Origin of the sequence: Synechococcus sp. BO 8801 (genome assembly GCF_002252675.1) — a bacterium.
GTDB lineage: Bacteria > Cyanobacteriota > Cyanobacteriia > PCC-6307 > Cyanobiaceae > Cyanobium.
In genome coordinates, this window is record NZ_NQKY01000010.1 from 83140 (window position 1) to 99487 (window position 16348).

Sequence of the window (16348 nt, forward strand, 5' to 3'; positions counted from 1 at the left end):
CTTCCCCATGGCCACCGAACGCACCTTCCTCGCCATCAAGCCCGACGGGGTGCAGCGGGGCCTGGTGGGCGAGATCCTCGGCCGCTTCGAGCGCAAGGGCTTCAAGCTGGTGGGCCTCAAGCAGCTGGTGCCCAGCCGGGAACTGGCCGAGAGCCACTACGGCGTGCACCGGGAGCGCCCCTTCTTCGCCGGCCTGGTGGAGTTCATCACCAGCGGGCCGGTGGTGGCCATGGTGTGGGAAGGGGATGGCGTGATCGCCAGTGCTCGCAAGCTGATCGGCGCCACCAAGCCCCTGGAGGCCGAACCCGGCACCATCCGCGGCGACCTGGCGGTGAACATCGGCCGCAACGTCATCCATGGCTCCGATGCCCCGGAAACCGCCGTCTTCGAGATCGGCCTCTGGTTCCAGCCCTCCGAGCTGTGCGAGTGGACGCCGGCCGACCAGGTGTGGCGGGTCGAGCCCTGAGCGGCCATTCTGGGGACCTTCGGGTCCCCAGGTCATGCTGCTGCGCAGAAGCCTCCGGCCTCCCAGGCTGATGAAGCTGGCGCCCGTGGCCGTGCTGGTCGCCGGCCTTGCATGGGCTCTGCCCGCTGCCGGCCCCCTCGCCGGGGCCACGGCGGCCCCCCGGGTGCCCCGGGTGGTGGAGGTGCCGTCACGGCCGGCCTATGTGATGCCGCCGGCGGCGCCGGAGCGCCCGGCCCTGGTGGGTCAGGTGCTGCGTCCGTCCACCGTGCTGCGCACCGAGAATCCTGGCCGGCTGCAGATCCTGCTGGCCGATGGCCGCAGCTTTCGCCTGGGGGGCAACGCCCTGCTGAGGATCGAGCCGACGCTGCTCGAACTGGTGCGCGGCCGGATCATCGCCTGGATCGCTCCCGGGACGAAGAGTCCCACCCCCCTGCAGATCCGGACCCGGGTGGGCACCGCCTCGATCCAGGGCACCACGGTCTTCATCGAGGACACCGCCGACTCGGTTCTCTTCCTGAGCTGGGAAGGGCAGGTGGAGGTGCGCGCCGATGACGGCACCGTCTACCAGCTGGCCAGCGGCCAGCGGCTGGAGGCCACCCCCGGGGGCTGGAAGGGCCCGCGCCGGATCGACGCCAGCGAGGCGAGGCTGCGGCGGCGCAACAGCGAGCTGCTGAACGGTTTCGGGGCGCCGATGGAGACGCTGCCGGTGCTCGAGCGCGAACTCGGACTCACCCCCTGATGCCCCCCTGGCCCGGGCTGGGGCGCCGGCTCTGGTGGCTGGCCCTGGCCGCCCCCCTGCTGGCGGGCCTCGACCGGGCGCCCCTCACGCCCCTGGGCCAGGGGCCGCGGCTGCTCGACGACCAGCTCCTCCAGACCTTCTTCCTGCTGCGGGGGGCCCGTCCCGCCCCGGCCGACCCGGTGATCCTGGCCATCGACGCCGACTCCCTGGAGCTGGGGGAGCTGCTGGCCCCGGGCGAGCGCCAGGCATCGCCCCTGTGGCGCCAGATGGGTCCCTGGCCCTGGCCCCGGGCCCTGCAGGCCCGGCTGGCGGCCCATGTGCTTGAGCAGGGGGCGGCCCGGGTGCTGTTCAACATCGAGTTCAGCCAGCCCAGCCGCTTCGGCCCCGCCGACGACCGGGCCTTCGCCGCGACCCTCGCCCCCTGGCGCCAGCGGGTGCACCTGGCGGCGGTCTACGGGGTTCAGGAGGAGGGGGGGCTGGTGCAGAGCCGGCTGCGGCTGCCCATCCAGCCGCTGGGTGCCCCCGGCCTCACCACCCTGCTCCAGTCCCCCCGGGGGGTGGTGGAGGCGGTGCCGGGCCAGGACTGGATCGCTGCCCGGCTGGGCGATTTCCCGCCGCCCCTGCCCCGGCCGATGGCCTTCCTGGTGCGCCCGGCGCCGCCGCCGCCGGCGCCGATGGGGCTCGACTTTCCCGGTCCCGCCGGCACCATGCCCCGCGTTCCGGCCTGGCGGGTGCTGGAGGTGCCGGCCTCCACCTGGCGGGGCCGCACCGTGCTGATCGGGGTCACGGCCCCGGGCCTGGGGGACCTGCAGGAGACGCCCTTCGGCCCGATGGCCGGCACTGAGATCCAGGCGGTGGCCCTGGCCAACGTGCTCCAGGGCCGGGGGCTGGGGCGGTTGCCCCTGGCGGGGGACGGGCTGCTGCTGCTGGGCTGGGGCGCCCTGGCGGGGCTGCTGCTGCGGCGCCCCGCCAGCGCCGGCGGCACCCTGCAGCTGGCGCTGGCCCTGGCAGGGACGGTGCTGGTGGCTGGCTGGGCGGCGTGGGCCCTGGCCCTGTTGCGCCTGCCCCTGGCCGCCCTGCTGCTGGCCCCCGTGGCCGGGGGCGGCGTGCGGGCCGTGGGCCAGGGGCTGGCGGAGAGCCGGGAGCGTGCCTATCTGCACCAGGTGCTGAGCCGGCGCGTCTCCCCCACCCTGCTGCGCGACATCCTGCGCAGCCCCGGGCCGCTCTGGAACCAGGCGGTGGGCAGCCGGGCCCGCTGCGCCGTGCTGTTCAGCGACCTGGTGGGGTTCACGCCCCTGAGCGCCGTGCTGGAGCCCGCCGAGCTGTTCGCCCTGCTCAACCGCTACTTCGAGGCCATGGCCGGGGCGGTGCTGGAGCAGGAGGGCCTGCTCGACAAGTTCATCGGTGACGCGGTGATGGCGGAGTTCGGGGTGCCCCGCAGCCGGGGGGATGCCCAGGAGGCCCGGGCCGCGGTGCGGGCCGCCCTGGCCATGCAGGAGCGACTGGAGGCCCTCAACCTTGAGCTGGCGGCGGCGGGCATCCCACCGCTGCGGCACGGGATCGGGCTCCACTTCGGCGAGGTGATCGCCGGCAACCTGGGCTCCTCCCAGCGCCTGGAGTTCACCGTCGTGGGGGCGAGCGTCAACGTGACCAGCCGCCTGGAGGGGCTGACGCGCCTGTTCCCCGAGCACCCGATCCTGGTCAGCGGCGATCTGCTGGCCCTGCTGCCGGAGGAGCTGGAGGTGCTGCCGCTGGGGAGCCACCGGATCAAGGGCTGGCCCGTGCCCCTGGAGGTCTATGCCCTCCAGGGGCTGCGGCCGTTGGGGGCCGCGCCTGGCTAGGCCCCCAACGGGAACGGCCGGTCCCAGCGGAAGGGCGCCAGCAGGGCGTCGGGCGCCGCACCTGTCCCGGAGCCGGCCGCGGTGATCGCTGCAGCGATCCGCTCCGCCGTGATGGCCGCCAGCAGGACGCCGTTGCGGTGGTGGCCCGTGGCCAGCCAGAGCCCCTCGATGGGCCCCGGGCCGAGCAGCGGCGCGTCGTCGGGGGTGCCGGGCCGGAAGCCCCACCAGCGCTCCATCGGCGGCCACAGGGCCGCCTCCGGCAGCAGGGCGGCGATGCCGGTCTGCAGCTGCTTCTGGCCTTCGGGGGTGAGGCCGTCGTCGAAGCCGGCCTGCGGTTCACTGGTGGCGCCCACCACCAGCAGGCCGTCCTCCCGCGGCACCAGGTAGGTGCCGGGCCCGAACACGACCCGCTCCAGGCTGGCCCTGGGGCCCTGCAGCGACAGCATCTGCCCCTTCACCGGATGCACCGGCAGTGACGGCAGCAGCCGGCCGCTCCAGGCGCCGCAGGCAAGCACCGCCGTGGTGGCGGCGATGGCGTGCTCGCCCCCCTCGGCCCGGCGCAGCCGCACCCCCCGCAGGCGCCCGCCGCCTTCGGTGAGCAGCTCCAGCACCTCGGTGCCCTCCTCGAAGCGCACCCCCAGGGCGGCGCAGGCCCGCTCCAGGGCGCGCATCAGGCGGCGGCGGTTGTCGATCTGTCCGTCCTGGGCGAACAGCAGGCCCGCCCGCCAGGCGGGTCCGATCCCCGGCACCTCCCGCTCCAGCCCCGCCCGGTCGAGGGGTTCGCCGAAGGGGGCCGTGGGGTAGGCGTCCCGCTCGGCCGCACCTGTGAAGGGGACGACGATGCCGCAGGGGCGCAGGCCGCAGGGCAGGCCACTGTCGGCCTCGATGCGGGCCACCCAGGCCGGCACCCGCTCCAGGCTGGCCTGGCCCAGGGCCAGCATCGGCCCGCTGAGCCCCTCGGCGTGGGGGGCCAGCATGCCGGCGGCCACGAAGCCGGCCGCCTCGCTGCGGCGGCGGCTGAGCACGGTGGCGGAGCGGCCGAGACGGGCCAGCTGGTGGGCGATGGCCAGACCCATCAGGCCACCGCCGAGGATCAGGACGGGTTCGGCGTCGGGAGGGGGGCCAGCCAGGGCGCTCATCTCCAGCTTTGAAGGCCCCATTCAAGCGGCCGCCTGCCGCTGCCTAGGATCGCCCCCAGTGCCTCCGGCCGAGCGCGGGGGGCCGACAGCGCCGGCAGGACTCGCGACCATGGCTGAAGCAAAGGAACAGGGGGCCTGGGAGGCCGTCATCGGCCTGGAGACCCACGTGCAGCTGGGCACCGCCAGCAAGATCTTCACCGCCGCCTCCACCAGCTTCGGCGACGATCCCAACACCCACATCGACCCGGTGGTGTGCGGCCTGCCCGGCACCCTGCCGGTGCTCAACCAGAAGGTGCTCGAGTACGCGGTCAAGGCGTCCCTGGCCCTCAACCTGCAGGTGGCGGAGCACAGCAAGTTCGACCGCAAGCAGTACTTCTATCCCGACCTGCCCAAGAACTACCAGATCTCCCAGTACGACCAGCCGATCGCCGAGAACGGCTGGATCGAGGTGGAGGTGGCCGAGAAGGGCAAGGAGACCTACCTGAAGAAGGTGGGCATCGAGCGGCTGCACATGGAGGAGGACGCCGGCAAGCTCGTCCACGCCGGCAGCGACCGCCTGGCCGGCTCCACCCACTCGCTGGTGGATTACAACCGGGCCGGCGTCGCCCTGGCTGAGATCGTCTCCAAGCCGGACCTGCGCACGGGCCGGGAGGCGGCCGAGTACGCCTCGGAGATCCGCCGCATCATGCGCTACCTGGGCGTCAGCGACGGCAACATGCAGGAGGGCTCCCTGCGCTGCGACGTCAACATCTCCGTGCGCCGCGGCCCCGATGCCCCCTTCGGCGTGAAGGTGGAGATCAAGAACATGAACTCCTTCTCGGCGATCCAGAAGGCCATCGATTTCGAGATCGCCCGCCAGATCAAGGCCTACGAATCCGGTGAGCCGGTGGTGCAGGAGACGCGCCTCTGGGATGAGGCCAAGCAGCTCACCAAGAGCATGCGCAGCAAGGAGGGGGCCAGCGACTACCGCTACTTCCCCGATCCCGATCTGGGGCCGATCGAGGTGAGCCCGGAGCAGCGCGAAAGCTGGCTGGCGGAGCTGCCCGAACTGCCGGCGGCCAAGCGCCACCGCTATGCCGAAAGCCTGGGCCTCTCGATCTACGACGCCCGGGTGCTCACCGATGAGCGTTCGATGGCCGAGTACTTCGAGGCGGCGGTGGCGGCCGGGGGCGACCCCAAGGCCGTGGCCAACTGGGTCACCGGCGACATCGCCGCCCACGTGAACGCCAACCGGCTGTCGATCGCCGAGCTGCCGCTGAAACCCGAGCAGCTGGCCGAGATGGTGCAGCTGATCGAGAACGGCACCATCAGCGGCAAGATCGCCAAGGACCTGCTGCCCGAACTGCTCGAGAAGGGCGGCTCGGTGGCGGCGATCGTCGAGTCCCGCGGCCTGGGCATGATTTCCGACCCGGCGGCGATCTCCGCCATCGTGGCGGAGCTGCTGGCCGCCCACCCGGAGGAGGTGGAGGCCTTCCGCGGCGGCAAGACCAAGCTGCAGGGCTTCTTCGTCGGGCAGCTGATGAAGCGCACCGGCGGCCGCGCCGACCCCAAGCTGGCCAACCGGATCCTCAGCGAGCAGCTGAAGGGCTGAGCGCCGTCTCCACCTGCGGCGCCAGGGCGTCGGGCCCGCCGCGGTTGTCGAGCACCACCGTGGCCAGGGCCCGCTTGCGCGCCAGGGGCCACTGGGCCGCCAGCCGGGCGCGGGCGTCGTCAGCGCTGAGCCGATCACGCCCCATCAAGCGCTGGAGCTGCTGGTCCTCGTCGCAGTCCACCAGCCAGATCTCGCTGCAGAACGTGTCCAGCCCCGCCTCGAACAGCAGCGGGATCATCAGCACCACGGCCGGCGCCTCCCGCAGCCGCTCCAGTTCCGCGGCGAAGCGCCGGCGCACCAGCGGATGCACCAGCTGCTCCAGCCAGCGGAGCTCGGCGGCATCACTGAACACGATCCGGCCGAGGGCCGCCCGGTCCAGGGCCGGCAGCGGCTCACCGGGCTCACCCGCTCCCTCTGCCACCACTTGCTCGCCGTAGCGCTCCGCCACGGCCCGGGCGCCTGGGCTGCCCGGCGCCAGCGCCCCGCGGGCATAGACATCCGCATCCAGCACCGGCAGACCGCGCTCGGCCAGCAGGCGCCCCACCGTGCTCTTGCCGCTGGCGATGCCGCCGGTGAGGCCGATGCGGCGCTGTGCCATGGAACGGTTGGGTGGCAGCGGTGGCTGGGGCGTCGCCGTCGGGACGACGGAACGTGAGCGTTCCCTTCGGTCGGCGGACAGATCCGCCGGTGCGCCGCAAGCTAACGGCTGGCCCGTCCCCCGCCGGCACGATGCAACTCTTCAGCTCCTGGTCCGAGCAACAGGCCCGCCTCACCCGCTGGGTGCTGCTGGTGGGCTGGCTGGGGCTGATCGTCAGCCTGTTGCTTCCCGGCGTCGATCCCTGGCCGTTCGACCTGGATCGCTGCGGCCCCCTGCTGGAGTGCCACAGCCGGGAGGGCAACCAGATCTTCTGGGGCCTGGTGGTGCCCAGCGGTCTGCTGATCCTGGTGGCGCTCAGCCACGAGGTCTGGCGCCGCATCTGCCCGCTGGCCTTCCTCTCCCAGCTGTTCCGCGCTCTCCGCTGGCAGCGCACCGTCCCCGGCAAGGGCGGCCGCCGCGACGTGGTGAAGATCGAGGCGGACTCCTGGCTCGGACAGCATCACGTGCAGTTGCAGTGGAGCCTGTTCATCGCCGGTCTCAGCCTGCGGCTGCTGGTGGTGAACAGCAGCCCCCTGGGACTGGGGCTGTTCCTGGCGCTCACGGTGGCGGCGGCCCTGGCGGTGGGCTGGGCCTACGGCGGCAAGGCCTGGTGCCAGTACTTCTGCCCGATGGCGCCGGTGCAGGCCGTGGTGACCGGCCCCCGCAGCCTGCTGGGCAGCCCCGCCCACCTGGAGACCACCTCCCGCATCACCCAGTCGATGTGCCGCACCATCGGCGAGAAGGGCAAGCTGCAGAGCGCCTGCGTGGCCTGCCAGGCCCCCTGCATCGACATCGACTCCGAGCGGGCCTACTGGCAGACCTTCAGCGGCAAGAAGGGTCTGGCCTGGGCCTGGGCCTCCTATCCCGGCCTGGTGCTGGCCTTCTTTCTGCTGATCCGCGCCGCGGGGCCCGGCGGCATCGACTATCTGCGCAGCGGCCTCTGGGCCTACGACGCGCGCGCCATCGATCGGATCGCCCAGCCCCTGGTGTTCTGGGGCTGGGACACCGTGCTGCCCCGCTGGTTCACCATGCCCGCCCTGCTGGTGCTGGGCGGCGTCCTCTCGGTGGCCCTGTTCGGGGCTCTGGAACGCTGGCTGCGATCCGGCCTCGCCGGGCTGCCGGCCGAGCGGGCCACGGCCGTGGCGGGCCATCGCACCCGCCTGGCCGCCACCTTCCTGGCGGTGAACATCTTCTTCTGGTTCGCCGATCCCTCGCTGGGCCTCCTCGGTCCGAGGGGCGGGCAGCTGATCCGCTCCCTGGTGCTGGTCGTCAGCGGCATGTGGCTCTACCGGGGCTGGTCCCGCGACAAGGCCACCTACACCCGCGAGAGCACCAGCGCCAGCCTGCGCAAGCAGCTGGAGAAGCTGGTGCCGGAGATGGGCGATCTGCTGGACGGGCGCTCCCTGGCGGAGCTCAGCCCGGGGGAGGTGTTCACCCTCGCCAAGGTGCTGCCCAGCCAGATCAGCCAGACCAAGCGCGGGATCTACCGCGAGGTGCTCTCCGACCTGTTCGGCAGCGGCCGGCTCGACCGCGCCGCCGCCCTGGTTCAGCTGGAGGAGCTGCGGCAGTCCCTCGACCTCAAGGAGGAGGACCACCACGCCGCCGTGCGCGAGCTTTCGGTCAGCGACCCCAGGATCCTGCAGCTCGACCATCGCCAGCGGGAGATCCGCAGCCTGCGCCAGGAGGCCGCCGCCGAAGCGATCGAGGATCTGCTCGAGACCACCGGCCTCGGCGACCTGAGCACGGCCCTGGCCGACGGTGACCACGGCGATCGGCTGGAGCGGATCCGCCAGGAGTACGCGCTTGATGAGGCCAGCTGGTCGGAGCTGCTGGCCTCCTTCGGGCCCGCCTCCAGCTTCGCCCGCGAGCGGGCCGAGGAGCAGCTGCAGCAGGTCCGCGACAGGCTGGCGGCCCGCCAGGCCCTGGCCCAGGCCGCCGCCGGCGAGCCCCTGCTTCGGCCGCTGCTGCCGGTGATCGATCGCGAACTGGTCAGCCTGTTCGTCACCGTCTCGCCCTCCCTGCAGCCCTTCGCCGCCGACGACCCCCTGGTGCAGCGCTTCCAAGGGCTGCTCCCCCATGTCCCCGAAGGGGTGCTCACCCAGCTGCGGCGCCAGGACCGGGAACGGTGGGCCCCGGCAGGCGCAGGGGTCCCCGCCCCCCTCGACCCGCTCCCCGATCCGGCGGACGTGCTCGATGGACTGTGGCGGGACCCCGATCCGGACACCGCCCTGTGGGCCCTGTGGGTGCAGGACCAGCGGGATCCGGCGCGGGCGGCGGCCCTGCGGCGGGAGCCGAGGGTGGGTCTGCCCAGCAGCGCGGCCCTCGACCGGCTGCGGTCCGGGGAGGGGCTCGCCCTGGGCGGGCGCCTCCGCCGGCTCCTGGAGGTGCCGCTGATGGCGGGACTGTCGCCGGCGGCCTTGATCAACATGCTGCACTGGGGCGAGGAGCGGCAGCTGCAGAACGGCGAGGTGCTGTTCTCGGTCGGCGATTCCCCCGACACCGTGGCGATCCTGCTGGAGGGCCGCTGCGAGGTGCGGCGCCCCTCGGCCAGCGACGGCGGGCTCGAGACGATGGCCCGGATCCACAGCGGCGAACCGATCGGAGAGGTGTCCTTCCTCGTGGACCATCCCCGCCGCGCCGCGGTGCGGGCCATCGACGGACCCGCCACGGTGCTGGTGTTCGAGAGTTCGGAGTTCGAGCAGTTGCTGCAGCAGTCCTCGGAGTTCAACCGCGGTCTGCTGCACACCCTCGCCCTGAGGCTCGAGGACTCCTACGGCAAGCTGGGCACCACCAACGTCCCCCGCTGAGTCCGTGACCCCTCCCTCTCCGTGGCAGCCGATCCCCGGAGGCGTCACGGCCCCGGAGGGCTTCCTGGCCGCCGCCGTCACCGCCGGCCTGAAGGCCTCCGGCAAGCCGGATCTCTCCCTGCTGCTCTCCCCGTTCGGCGCCGCGTGCGCCGGCACCTTCACCACCTCGCTGGTGCGGGCCGCCTGCGTCGACCTCTGCGCCGGGCGCCTGGCGGCCGGCGGCGGCCACGCCCGGGCGGTGCTCACCAACTCCGGCCAGGCCAACGCCTGCACCGGCGAGCGCGGCCTGGCCGACAGCCTGCGGGCCACCGCCGAGCTGGCCGGGCGGCTGGGCCTGGCGCCCGACGAGGTGCTGATCTGCTCCACCGGCGTGATCGGCGTGCCGATCCCGATGGAGGTGCTCGTGGCGGGCCTCGATCCCCTGGTGGCCGCCCTCGGCCCCACGGGCGGCGGTGCGGCGGCCGAGGCGATCCTCACCACGGATCTGGTGGCCAAGGCGATCGCCCTGGAGGCCCAGCTGGGCGGCCGCCGGGTGCGGATCGGCGGCATGGCCAAGGGCTCTGGGATGATCCACCCGGACATGGCCACGATGCTGGGCTACCTGACGTGTGATGCCGGCGTGCCGGCCGACATCTGGCAGGACATGGTGAAGCGGGCGGTGGACCGCTCCTTCAACGCGATCACGGTGGACGGCGACACCAGCACCAACGACACGTACCTGGCCTTTGCCGCCGGTGAGCCCCTGGGCCCGGAGCACTTCGAGGCACTGGAGGCCGGCCTGACGGCGGTGTCGCAGCACCTGGCCCGGGCGATCGCCCGCGACGGCGAAGGCGCCACCTGCCTGATCGAGGTGCGGGTGGAGGGCGCCACCGATGACGCCGGCGCCCGCGCCATCGCCCGCACCGTGGCCGGCTCGTCGCTGGTGAAGTGCGCCGTCCACGGCCGCGACCCCAACTGGGGCCGCATCGTGGCCGCCGCCGGCCGGGCCGGGGTGCCCTTCGATCCGCAGGCCGTGGCCCTGTGGCTGGGGGAACACCAGCTGATGGCAGCGGGCCAGCCCCTGGCCTTCGACCGTCCGGCCGCCTCCGCCTACCTCAAGGCCCGCGCCGCCGGCGCCTACCTGGCCGACGACACGGTGGCGATCCGGCTGCGGGTGGGGCAGGGGCCCGGCTGCGGATTGGCCTGGGGCTGTGACCTCTCGGATCAGTACGTGCGCATCAACGCCGATTACACGACGTAGGGAGGGGGGCTGGTCTTTCGCAGGAGATCTGCAGACCCCAGGCGCGCCCATCAACACGCTGTACCTTTTGGCCGTGGCGGGTCAAGTCAGTGCGCCGTCCACCGGGGCTGAATAAACTAGTTCGTGAACCAGCTCATGGCTCATGGACGCCAGCATCGGGGCCTTCGAGGCCAAGGCCCAGCTCTCCCGACTCCTGCGCGCCGTGGAAAACGGTGAGCGCTTCACCATCACCGTGCGCGGAAAACCCGTGGCGGATCTGGTGCCCCACCGCAGCGATCCCGGCCAGGGCGTGGGCGCGGCGGTCGCGGCCCTGCGGGCGTTCCCGCGGATTCGCGGTGTCAGTGCGGCCGATGTCGCCAGCTTCGTGAGCGAGGGGCGACGGTGAGCGGGGCGCCCTCGACCCTGGTGATCGATGCGTCGATGGCCCTGGCGTGGGCGTTCGAGCGGCAGCAGCCCAGCGAGGCGGAAAGGGCCAATCGCCTGCTCGACGCCTGCGGTGACGTGCCCTGGTGGGTTCCCGGTCTCTGGCATCTGGAGGTCACCAATGCCCTGCTGGTGGCGGAGCGGCGTTCCGTGATCCCCCAGGCCGACAGCGATCTGTTCCTGGCCCGGCTGAACAGCCTGCCGTTCCAGACCGACATTGGGCCGCCACCAGATCGCGGAGCCCGCCTGCTGGCCCTGGCCCGTACCCATGGGCTCTCCAGTTACGACGCCAGCTACCTGGAACTGGCCCAGCGCCTCGATGCCACCCTCGCCAGCTTCGATCGCCGGCTGAATCGCGCCGCCGCCGCGATCGGCGTCGCCCTGTTCGCCGGGGCCTGAACGGCCCCAGCCGGGCAAGATGGCAGCGATTGCGCGGACGTCGATGGTCACGGCCAGGCCCTCCTCCCCCCCCGGCGGTGCCCCTCCCCGGGGCGCGCCCCCCGGCGGCAAGCAGCGGGCGACGGGCCGCCCCGCCTGGGACTGGCGGTTGTGGGCCATCGTGGGGCTCTGCTTCGGCGTGGGCTACGCCGCCAGCCTGCGCCTGCTCAGCCTGGCCGGCCCGGAGGAGGGGGGCAGCCGCCAGCGCTTCGATGTGCAGCCCGCCCCGGGGACGACGCTCGATTCCCTGCGCCAGCGCTTCGGCGGCGACGCCCGCGAGATCCGCGGCGATCTCGATCTGCTCGAGCTGGAGCAGGAGCAGAAACAGGAGGAGGCCGCGATCGAGGAGCGTCGCCGCCAGATGGAGGAGCGGGACGCCCAGGAGCGCCAGCGCCTGCTCGAGGGCGCCGAGACGCCCCCGTCCGACCAGCCGGCCGCCCCCGGGGCCCCCGAGGCCGAGCTCCCGGCCGCCCCTGTCCTGCCGCCGCCGCGAACGCCCCCGGCCCGCGAGCGGGAGTCCGCTGGTCCCGCGCCGATCGCCCCGCCTCCGCTGAGCGCCCCACTGGCCCCCGGAAGCCAGCCCTGATCTGCCACAGTTCGGTGAACCCTCCGGTCAGGTCATGAGCGCGCCGCAGTCCCTCGCCCAGGCGGCCATGAACCGCCTGGCCGCCCGTCTGGGCAGCGGTCTGGCCGACGCGGCCGCCACCCTGGCGGCCCTCGCCCAGGAGGCCCCCGCCCGGGTGCAGCAGGAACTCACTCTGTTCTGGGAGGAGGTGTCGATGGAAGCGGAACGGATCGAGAACGACCGCGACGCCGGTGTCTCCGCGTCCCGAGGCGGCGCCGCCGAGGATCCCCAGGAGCGCATCGATGCACTGCGGGCCAAGGTGGCCGAACTCTCCCGGCGCCTCGACCAGATGCCCGCCGCCCCCGATGGTCCGCCGCGGTCTCCGGGGCAGGCCTGATGGCGGCCCTCTCCACCCCCGGGATCCTGCTGTCCCGCCTCTGGCGTTCGCTGCGCATCTGGCGCCTCGTGCTCCAGCTGCTGGCCGGCCTCTGGTGGGACGCCCGCCCCTGGACCTACCCGGGCGGACGCACCCCGCAAGCCCAGGCCGCCCGCCAGCGCCGTCGGGCCCGCTGGCTCACGGCCCAGTTCCTCGAGCTCGGTTCCGCCTTTATCAAGCTGGGCCAGCTGCTCTCGGCCCGCCCCGACGTGCTGCCCGCCGACGTGGTGGAGGAACTGGCCCATCTGCAGGACCGGGTGCCGGCCTTCCCCTTCCCCGTCGTGGAGTCCCTGCTGGAGCAGGAGCTGGGCGAGCGGCGGGCGGAGATCATCGATCTGGAGATCGTGCCGCTGGGCTCGGCGAGCCTGGCCCAGGTGCACCGGGCCAGCCTGCGCAGCGGCCGCCAGGTGGTGTTCAAGGTGCAGCGGCCGGGGCTGGAGCGCCTGTTCCGCCTCGATCTGGAGGTGCTCCAGCAGGTGGCGGCCGCGGTGCAGCGCCATCCCCGCTGGGGGGCCGGCCGTGACTGGGTGGGCATCGCCAAGGAGTGCCGGCGGGTGCTGCTGCGGGAGCTGGACTTCCGCCTCGAGGCGGAGCACGCCGCCCGCTTCCGCCAGCAGTTCCTCGACGACCCCGGCATCCGCATCCCGGCGGTGATCTGGGAGCTGAGCTCCCGGCGGGTGCTCTGCCTCGACTACGTCCCTGGCATCAAGATCAACGACCGTGAGGCGCTGGTCAGTGCCGGCATCGATCCGTCGGCCGTCGCCGAGAAGGGGGCGGCCAGCTATCTGCAGCAGCTGGTCCGCTTCGGCTTCTTCCACGCCGACCCCCATCCCGGCAACCTCGCCGTCGCCAGTGACGGGGCGCTGATCTACTACGACTTCGGCATGATGGGCCAGATCTCCGAGCGGCTGCGCAGCCGGCTCGGACGGATGGTGCGGGCCGCGGCGGCCCGGGATGCCGCCTCCTTGGTGGACGAGTTGCAGCAGGCCGGCCTGATCGCCGCCGGCATCGACCAGGGGCCGGTGCGGCGGCTGGTGCGGGTGATGCTCACCGAAGCCCTCACGCCACCGTTCAGCGCCAACGTCATCGACAAGCTCTCCGGTGACCTCTACGAGCTCGTCTACGGCCAGCCGTTCCGGCTGCCGCCCGAGCTGATCTTCGTGATGCGGGCCCTCTCCACCTTCGAGGGGGTGGGCCGCAGCCTCGATCCGGGCTTTAGCCTCATCGCCATCGCCCGTCCCTACCTGTTGCCCCTCATGACCGCCAGCGGCAACGGCCCCAACGAACTGTTCAGCGAGCTCTCCCGCCAGGCGGCCGAGGTGGGCAGCCGCGCCTTCGGCATCCCGCGGCGCCTGGACGAAAGCCTGGCCCGCATCGAACAGGGGGATCTCCAGGTGCTGATCCGCGCCGGCGAAACCGATCGCCTGTTGAGGCGCCTGGCCCTGGCCCAGCAAAGCGCCGGCCAGTCCGTTCTGATCGGGGCCCTGGCCGTCGCCGCCTCGGTGCTGGCGGTGAGCAGCCGCCCGGTGCTCACCGCCGTGCCGGTGGTGCTGGCCCTGCCCCTCACCGTCGGCTGGCTGAAGATGCAGGCGCGCCTCAAGCGGGATGGCCGCCTGGATCAGCTGCCCGGTGTCTCGGCCCCGACCCGGCGGGAGTGAGCGGGGCCGGGTGCGGCCTCAGGCCTTGCCCCGGGGTCCCCGGTCCTCCACGCCGGCGTAGACCGCCTGGCTGCCCAGCTCGTCCTCGATGCGCAGCAGCTGGTTGTACTTGGCGACCCGGTCACTGCGGCTGAGGGAGCCGGTCTTGATCTGGCCGGCCCGGGTGGCCACGGCCAGGTCGGCGATGGTCACATCCTCCGTCTCGCCGCTGCGGTGGCTGATCACGCTGGTGTAGCCGGCGCGGGTGGCCATGTCGATGGCCTGGAGGGTTTCGGTCAGCGAGCCGATCTGGTTCACCTTGATCAGGATCGAGTTGGCGATCCCCTGCTCGATGCCCTGCTGCAGGCGGGTGGTGTTGGTCACGAACAGGTCGTCGCCCACCAGCTGCACCGTGCCCCCCAGGCGCTCGGTCAGCAGGCGCCAGCCCTCCCAGTCGTCCTCGGCCAGGCCGTCCTCGATCGAGACGATCGGGAAGCGGGCCGCCAGGGCTGCCAGCTGGTCGACCATCTCAGCGCTGGTGTAGCTGCCGCCGCCGAAGGCGTAACGGCCATCGGCGTAGAACTCGGTGCTGGCCACGTCGAGGGCCAGGGAGATCTGGTCGCCGGGCCGGTAGCCGGCTTTCTCGATCGCCTGCATCAGCAGTTCACCGGCGGCATCATTGCCGGCCAGGTCGGGGGCGAAACCGCCCTCGTCGCCCACCGCCGTCGACAGGCCCTGGTCCTTGAGCAGACCCTTGAGGGTGTGGAACACCTCGGCGCCCATGCGCAGGGCTTCGCGGAAGCTGCCGGCCCCATGGGGCACCAGCATGAATTCCTGAAAGTCCAGGTTGTTGGAGGCGTGGGCGCCGCCGTTGATGACGTTCATCAGCGGCACCGGCAGCAGGGTGGCCATCGGGCCGCCCAGGTAGCGGTAGAGGGGCAGGCCAAGGGCCTTGGCGGCGGCGTGGGCCGTGGCCAGGCTCACGGCCAGGATGGCGTTGGCGCCTAGGGCGGATTTGTTGTCGCTGCCGTCGAGTTCGTTCATGGCTTCGTCGACGGCGCCCTGGTCGAGGGCGCTCAGGCCGCAGAGGGCCGGGGCGATGCGCTCCTCGATGTTCTCCACCGCCTTGCTGACGCCCTTGCCGAAGTAGGCCTTCTCGCCGTCCCGCAGCTCGTGGGCCTCATGGGCGCCGGTGCTGGCGCCGCTGGGCACGATGGCGCGGCCGCTGGCCCCTCCCTCCAGATACACCTCCGCTTCGACCGTGGGGGTGCCGCGCGAGTCGAGCACTTCGCGGGCAACGATGGAGTCGATGACGAGGTCGAGGGAGTCGTACACAGGCGGTGTGCTGGTGGGCGAATCCTATGGGTCACCCTCCGCCCTCGCCTGTGTTCCCTGCGCCACCCTGGTCAGAATGGCCCCAGCTGGTGCACCGCCGATGCGACTCCTCCACACCATGCTCCGGGTGGGTGATCTGGAGCGCTCCCTGCGCTTTTACACCGAGGTGCTGGGCATGAAGCTGCTGCGCCGCAAGGACTATCCCGGTGGCGAGTACACCCTGGCCTTTGTCGGCTACGGCGACGAGACGGACACCACCGTGCTGGAGCTCACCCACAACTGGGGCACCGAGGCCTACGAGCTCGGGACCGGTTTCGGCCATCTGGCCATCGGCGTGGATGACATCTACGCCACCTGCGCAGCGATCGCCGCCAAGGGCGGGCGGGTGGTGCGGGAGCCCGGTCCGAAGCAGCACGGCACCACCGTGCTCGCCTTCGTGGAGGATCCGGATGGCTACAAGGTGGAACTGATCCAGACGTCGTCACGGTCCGATGCGCACTGATTCCCGCCTGCGTGACGACCGGGGAACTGGGGGCGCTGCGGCCAGCCTCACCGGCGATCCCGACCGTTTCAGCGACGCCGCCTGGGATCTGCTGATCGCCTCCCAGGAGCAGGCCCGGCGCTGGCGCCACGGCGCCATGGACGTGGAGCACCTGCTGCTCACCCTGCTGCTGAACCGGCGCTTCGCCACCTGGGTGGACCCCCTGCCCCTCGACGAGGACCGGCTGCTGGACCGGCTCGAAGCCTTCTGCGCCGAACAGCCGGATGGCGGCGGCGGCACCCTGTACATCGGCGATGCCCTCGAGGACCTGCTGGAGGAGGCCGATCGCCGCCGCGCCGCCTGGGGATCGCGCCTGCTGGATGTGCCCCACCTGCTGCTGGCCCTGCTGGCGGAGCCCCGGATCGGGGCCTCCCTGCTGGCGGAGGAGGGGTTGAGCGAGGACCTGCTGCTGCGCCAGTGGCGACCCCTGCCAGCCGGGTCTGCCGTGCCCTCGGTCGCCCCCGCACCACCGGCGGCCCCGGTCGCGGCCCCACCGGCCCCGGCCCCGCCGCC

At 72.7% G+C, this 16348-nt stretch carries 16 protein-coding genes; 13 read left to right on the plus strand and 3 right to left on the minus strand.

Features of this window, described 5'->3' with window-relative positions:
- The first annotated feature begins 7 nt into the window (after positions 1-7).
- The 3 genes from ndk to CJZ86_RS09520 all read left to right on the plus strand — a co-directional run bounded on the left by ndk (position 8) and on the right by CJZ86_RS09520 (position 3046).
- On the plus strand, positions 8-466 hold the full coding sequence (gene ndk / locus CJZ86_RS09510) for a nucleoside-diphosphate kinase (protein WP_094585713.1): 459 nt from the start codon (positions 8-10) through the stop codon (positions 464-466).
- Between the two features lie 70 nt (positions 467-536).
- On the plus strand, positions 537-1205 hold the full coding sequence (locus CJZ86_RS09515) for a FecR family protein (protein WP_233133943.1): 669 nt from the start codon (positions 537-539) through the stop codon (positions 1203-1205).
- Positions 1205-3046, plus strand: a complete 1842-nt coding sequence (locus tag CJZ86_RS09520; protein ID WP_094585715.1) for an adenylate/guanylate cyclase domain-containing protein — start codon at positions 1205-1207, stop codon at positions 3044-3046. Before CJZ86_RS09515 ends, CJZ86_RS09520 begins: the two co-directional genes overlap by 1 nt.
- Here the strand turns inward: CJZ86_RS09520 and CJZ86_RS09525 are convergent.
- Complete coding sequence (locus CJZ86_RS09525; RefSeq protein ID WP_094585716.1) at positions 3043-4185, minus strand: FAD-dependent oxidoreductase; 1143 nt, start codon at positions 4183-4185, stop codon at positions 3043-3045. The genes CJZ86_RS09520 and CJZ86_RS09525 overlap by 4 nt on opposite strands.
- 109 nt (positions 4186-4294) lie before the next feature.
- Between CJZ86_RS09525 and gatB the strand changes: the two genes are divergently transcribed.
- The gene (gene gatB / locus CJZ86_RS09530; protein WP_094585717.1) at positions 4295-5776 is read left to right on the plus strand and encodes an Asp-tRNA(Asn)/Glu-tRNA(Gln) amidotransferase subunit GatB; all 1482 of its coding nucleotides are present in this window, start codon (positions 4295-4297) and stop codon (positions 5774-5776) included.
- Here the strand turns inward: gatB and coaE are convergent.
- Positions 5754-6374, minus strand: a complete 621-nt coding sequence (coaE, locus tag CJZ86_RS09535; RefSeq protein WP_094585718.1) for a dephospho-CoA kinase — start codon at positions 6372-6374, stop codon at positions 5754-5756. The two genes, gatB and coaE, sit on opposite strands and share 23 nt — an antisense overlap.
- 131 nt (positions 6375-6505) lie before the next feature.
- Between coaE and CJZ86_RS09540 the strand changes: the two genes are divergently transcribed.
- From CJZ86_RS09540 to CJZ86_RS09570, 7 genes are all read left to right on the plus strand, one after another.
- The gene (locus tag CJZ86_RS09540; protein ID WP_094585719.1) at positions 6506-9220 is read left to right on the plus strand and encodes a cyclic nucleotide-binding domain-containing protein; all 2715 of its coding nucleotides are present in this window, start codon (positions 6506-6508) and stop codon (positions 9218-9220) included.
- 4 nt (positions 9221-9224) lie between these two features.
- Positions 9225-10460 (plus strand): bifunctional glutamate N-acetyltransferase/amino-acid acetyltransferase ArgJ, encoded by a 1236-nt coding sequence (gene argJ / locus CJZ86_RS09545; RefSeq protein WP_094585720.1) that lies wholly within the window; start codon positions 9225-9227, stop codon positions 10458-10460.
- Between the two features lie 142 nt (positions 10461-10602).
- A complete protein-coding gene (locus CJZ86_RS09550) occupies positions 10603-10845 on the plus strand; it encodes a type II toxin-antitoxin system Phd/YefM family antitoxin (RefSeq protein WP_094585721.1) in 243 nt (80 codons plus the stop codon).
- The gene (locus tag CJZ86_RS09555) at positions 10842-11282 is read left to right on the plus strand and encodes a type II toxin-antitoxin system VapC family toxin (protein ID WP_198960111.1); all 441 of its coding nucleotides are present in this window, start codon (positions 10842-10844) and stop codon (positions 11280-11282) included. The genes CJZ86_RS09550 and CJZ86_RS09555 overlap by 4 nt, the downstream gene beginning before the upstream one ends.
- A gap of 43 nt (positions 11283-11325) precedes the next feature.
- Positions 11326-11907: a hypothetical protein gene (locus CJZ86_RS09560; RefSeq protein WP_094585722.1), complete on the plus strand. Its 582-nt coding sequence runs from the start codon at positions 11326-11328 to the stop codon at positions 11905-11907.
- A gap of 34 nt (positions 11908-11941) precedes the next feature.
- The gene (locus tag CJZ86_RS09565) at positions 11942-12283 is read left to right on the plus strand and encodes a hypothetical protein (protein WP_094585723.1); all 342 of its coding nucleotides are present in this window, start codon (positions 11942-11944) and stop codon (positions 12281-12283) included.
- The gene (locus tag CJZ86_RS09570) at positions 12283-13980 is read left to right on the plus strand and encodes an ABC1 kinase family protein (protein WP_094585724.1); all 1698 of its coding nucleotides are present in this window, start codon (positions 12283-12285) and stop codon (positions 13978-13980) included. Before CJZ86_RS09565 ends, CJZ86_RS09570 begins: the two co-directional genes overlap by 1 nt.
- Positions 13981-13998: 18 nt before the next feature.
- Here the strand turns inward: CJZ86_RS09570 and eno are convergent, their stop codons facing one another.
- A complete protein-coding gene (eno, locus tag CJZ86_RS09575; protein WP_094585725.1) occupies positions 13999-15294 on the minus strand; it encodes a phosphopyruvate hydratase in 1296 nt (431 codons plus the stop codon).
- 100 nt (positions 15295-15394) lie between these two features.
- Between eno and gloA the strand changes: the two genes are divergently transcribed.
- On the plus strand, positions 15395-15796 hold the full coding sequence (gloA, locus tag CJZ86_RS09580; RefSeq protein WP_094585726.1) for a lactoylglutathione lyase: 402 nt from the start codon (positions 15395-15397) through the stop codon (positions 15794-15796).
- Positions 15786-16348: Clp protease N-terminal domain-containing protein (locus CJZ86_RS09585; RefSeq protein ID WP_286145712.1), on the plus strand; the 563-nt coding region annotated here is incomplete at its 3' end. The genes gloA and CJZ86_RS09585, both read left to right, overlap by 11 nt.

Excerpts from the sequence above, each read along its gene's own strand:
- CJZ86_RS09570 (WP_094585724.1), top strand. The coding sequence starts at position 12,283 with ATGGCGGCCCTCTCCACCCCCGGGATCCTGCTGTCCCGCCTCTGGCGT.
- ndk (WP_094585713.1), top strand. The coding sequence starts at position 8 with ATGGCCACCGAACGCACCTTCCTCGCCATCAAGCCCGACGGGGTGCAG.
- CJZ86_RS09515 (WP_233133943.1), top strand. The coding sequence starts at position 537 with ATGAAGCTGGCGCCCGTGGCCGTGCTGGTCGCCGGCCTTGCATGGGCT.
- coaE (WP_094585718.1), bottom strand. The coding sequence starts at position 6,374 with ATGGCACAGCGCCGCATCGGCCTCACCGGCGGCATCGCCAGCGGCAAG.
- gloA (WP_094585726.1), top strand. The coding sequence starts at position 15,395 with ATGCGACTCCTCCACACCATGCTCCGGGTGGGTGATCTGGAGCGCTCC.
- CJZ86_RS09540 (WP_094585719.1), top strand. The coding sequence starts at position 6,506 with ATGCAACTCTTCAGCTCCTGGTCCGAGCAACAGGCCCGCCTCACCCGC.
- CJZ86_RS09550 (WP_094585721.1), top strand. The coding sequence starts at position 10,603 with ATGGACGCCAGCATCGGGGCCTTCGAGGCCAAGGCCCAGCTCTCCCGA.
- gatB (WP_094585717.1), top strand. The coding sequence starts at position 4,295 with ATGGCTGAAGCAAAGGAACAGGGGGCCTGGGAGGCCGTCATCGGCCTG.
- CJZ86_RS09520 (WP_094585715.1), top strand. The coding sequence starts at position 1,205 with ATGCCCCCCTGGCCCGGGCTGGGGCGCCGGCTCTGGTGGCTGGCCCTG.
- CJZ86_RS09565 (WP_094585723.1), top strand. The coding sequence starts at position 11,942 with ATGAGCGCGCCGCAGTCCCTCGCCCAGGCGGCCATGAACCGCCTGGCC.
- CJZ86_RS09525 (WP_094585716.1), bottom strand. The coding sequence starts at position 4,185 with ATGAGCGCCCTGGCTGGCCCCCCTCCCGACGCCGAACCCGTCCTGATC.
- CJZ86_RS09560 (WP_094585722.1), top strand. The coding sequence starts at position 11,326 with ATGGTCACGGCCAGGCCCTCCTCCCCCCCCGGCGGTGCCCCTCCCCGG.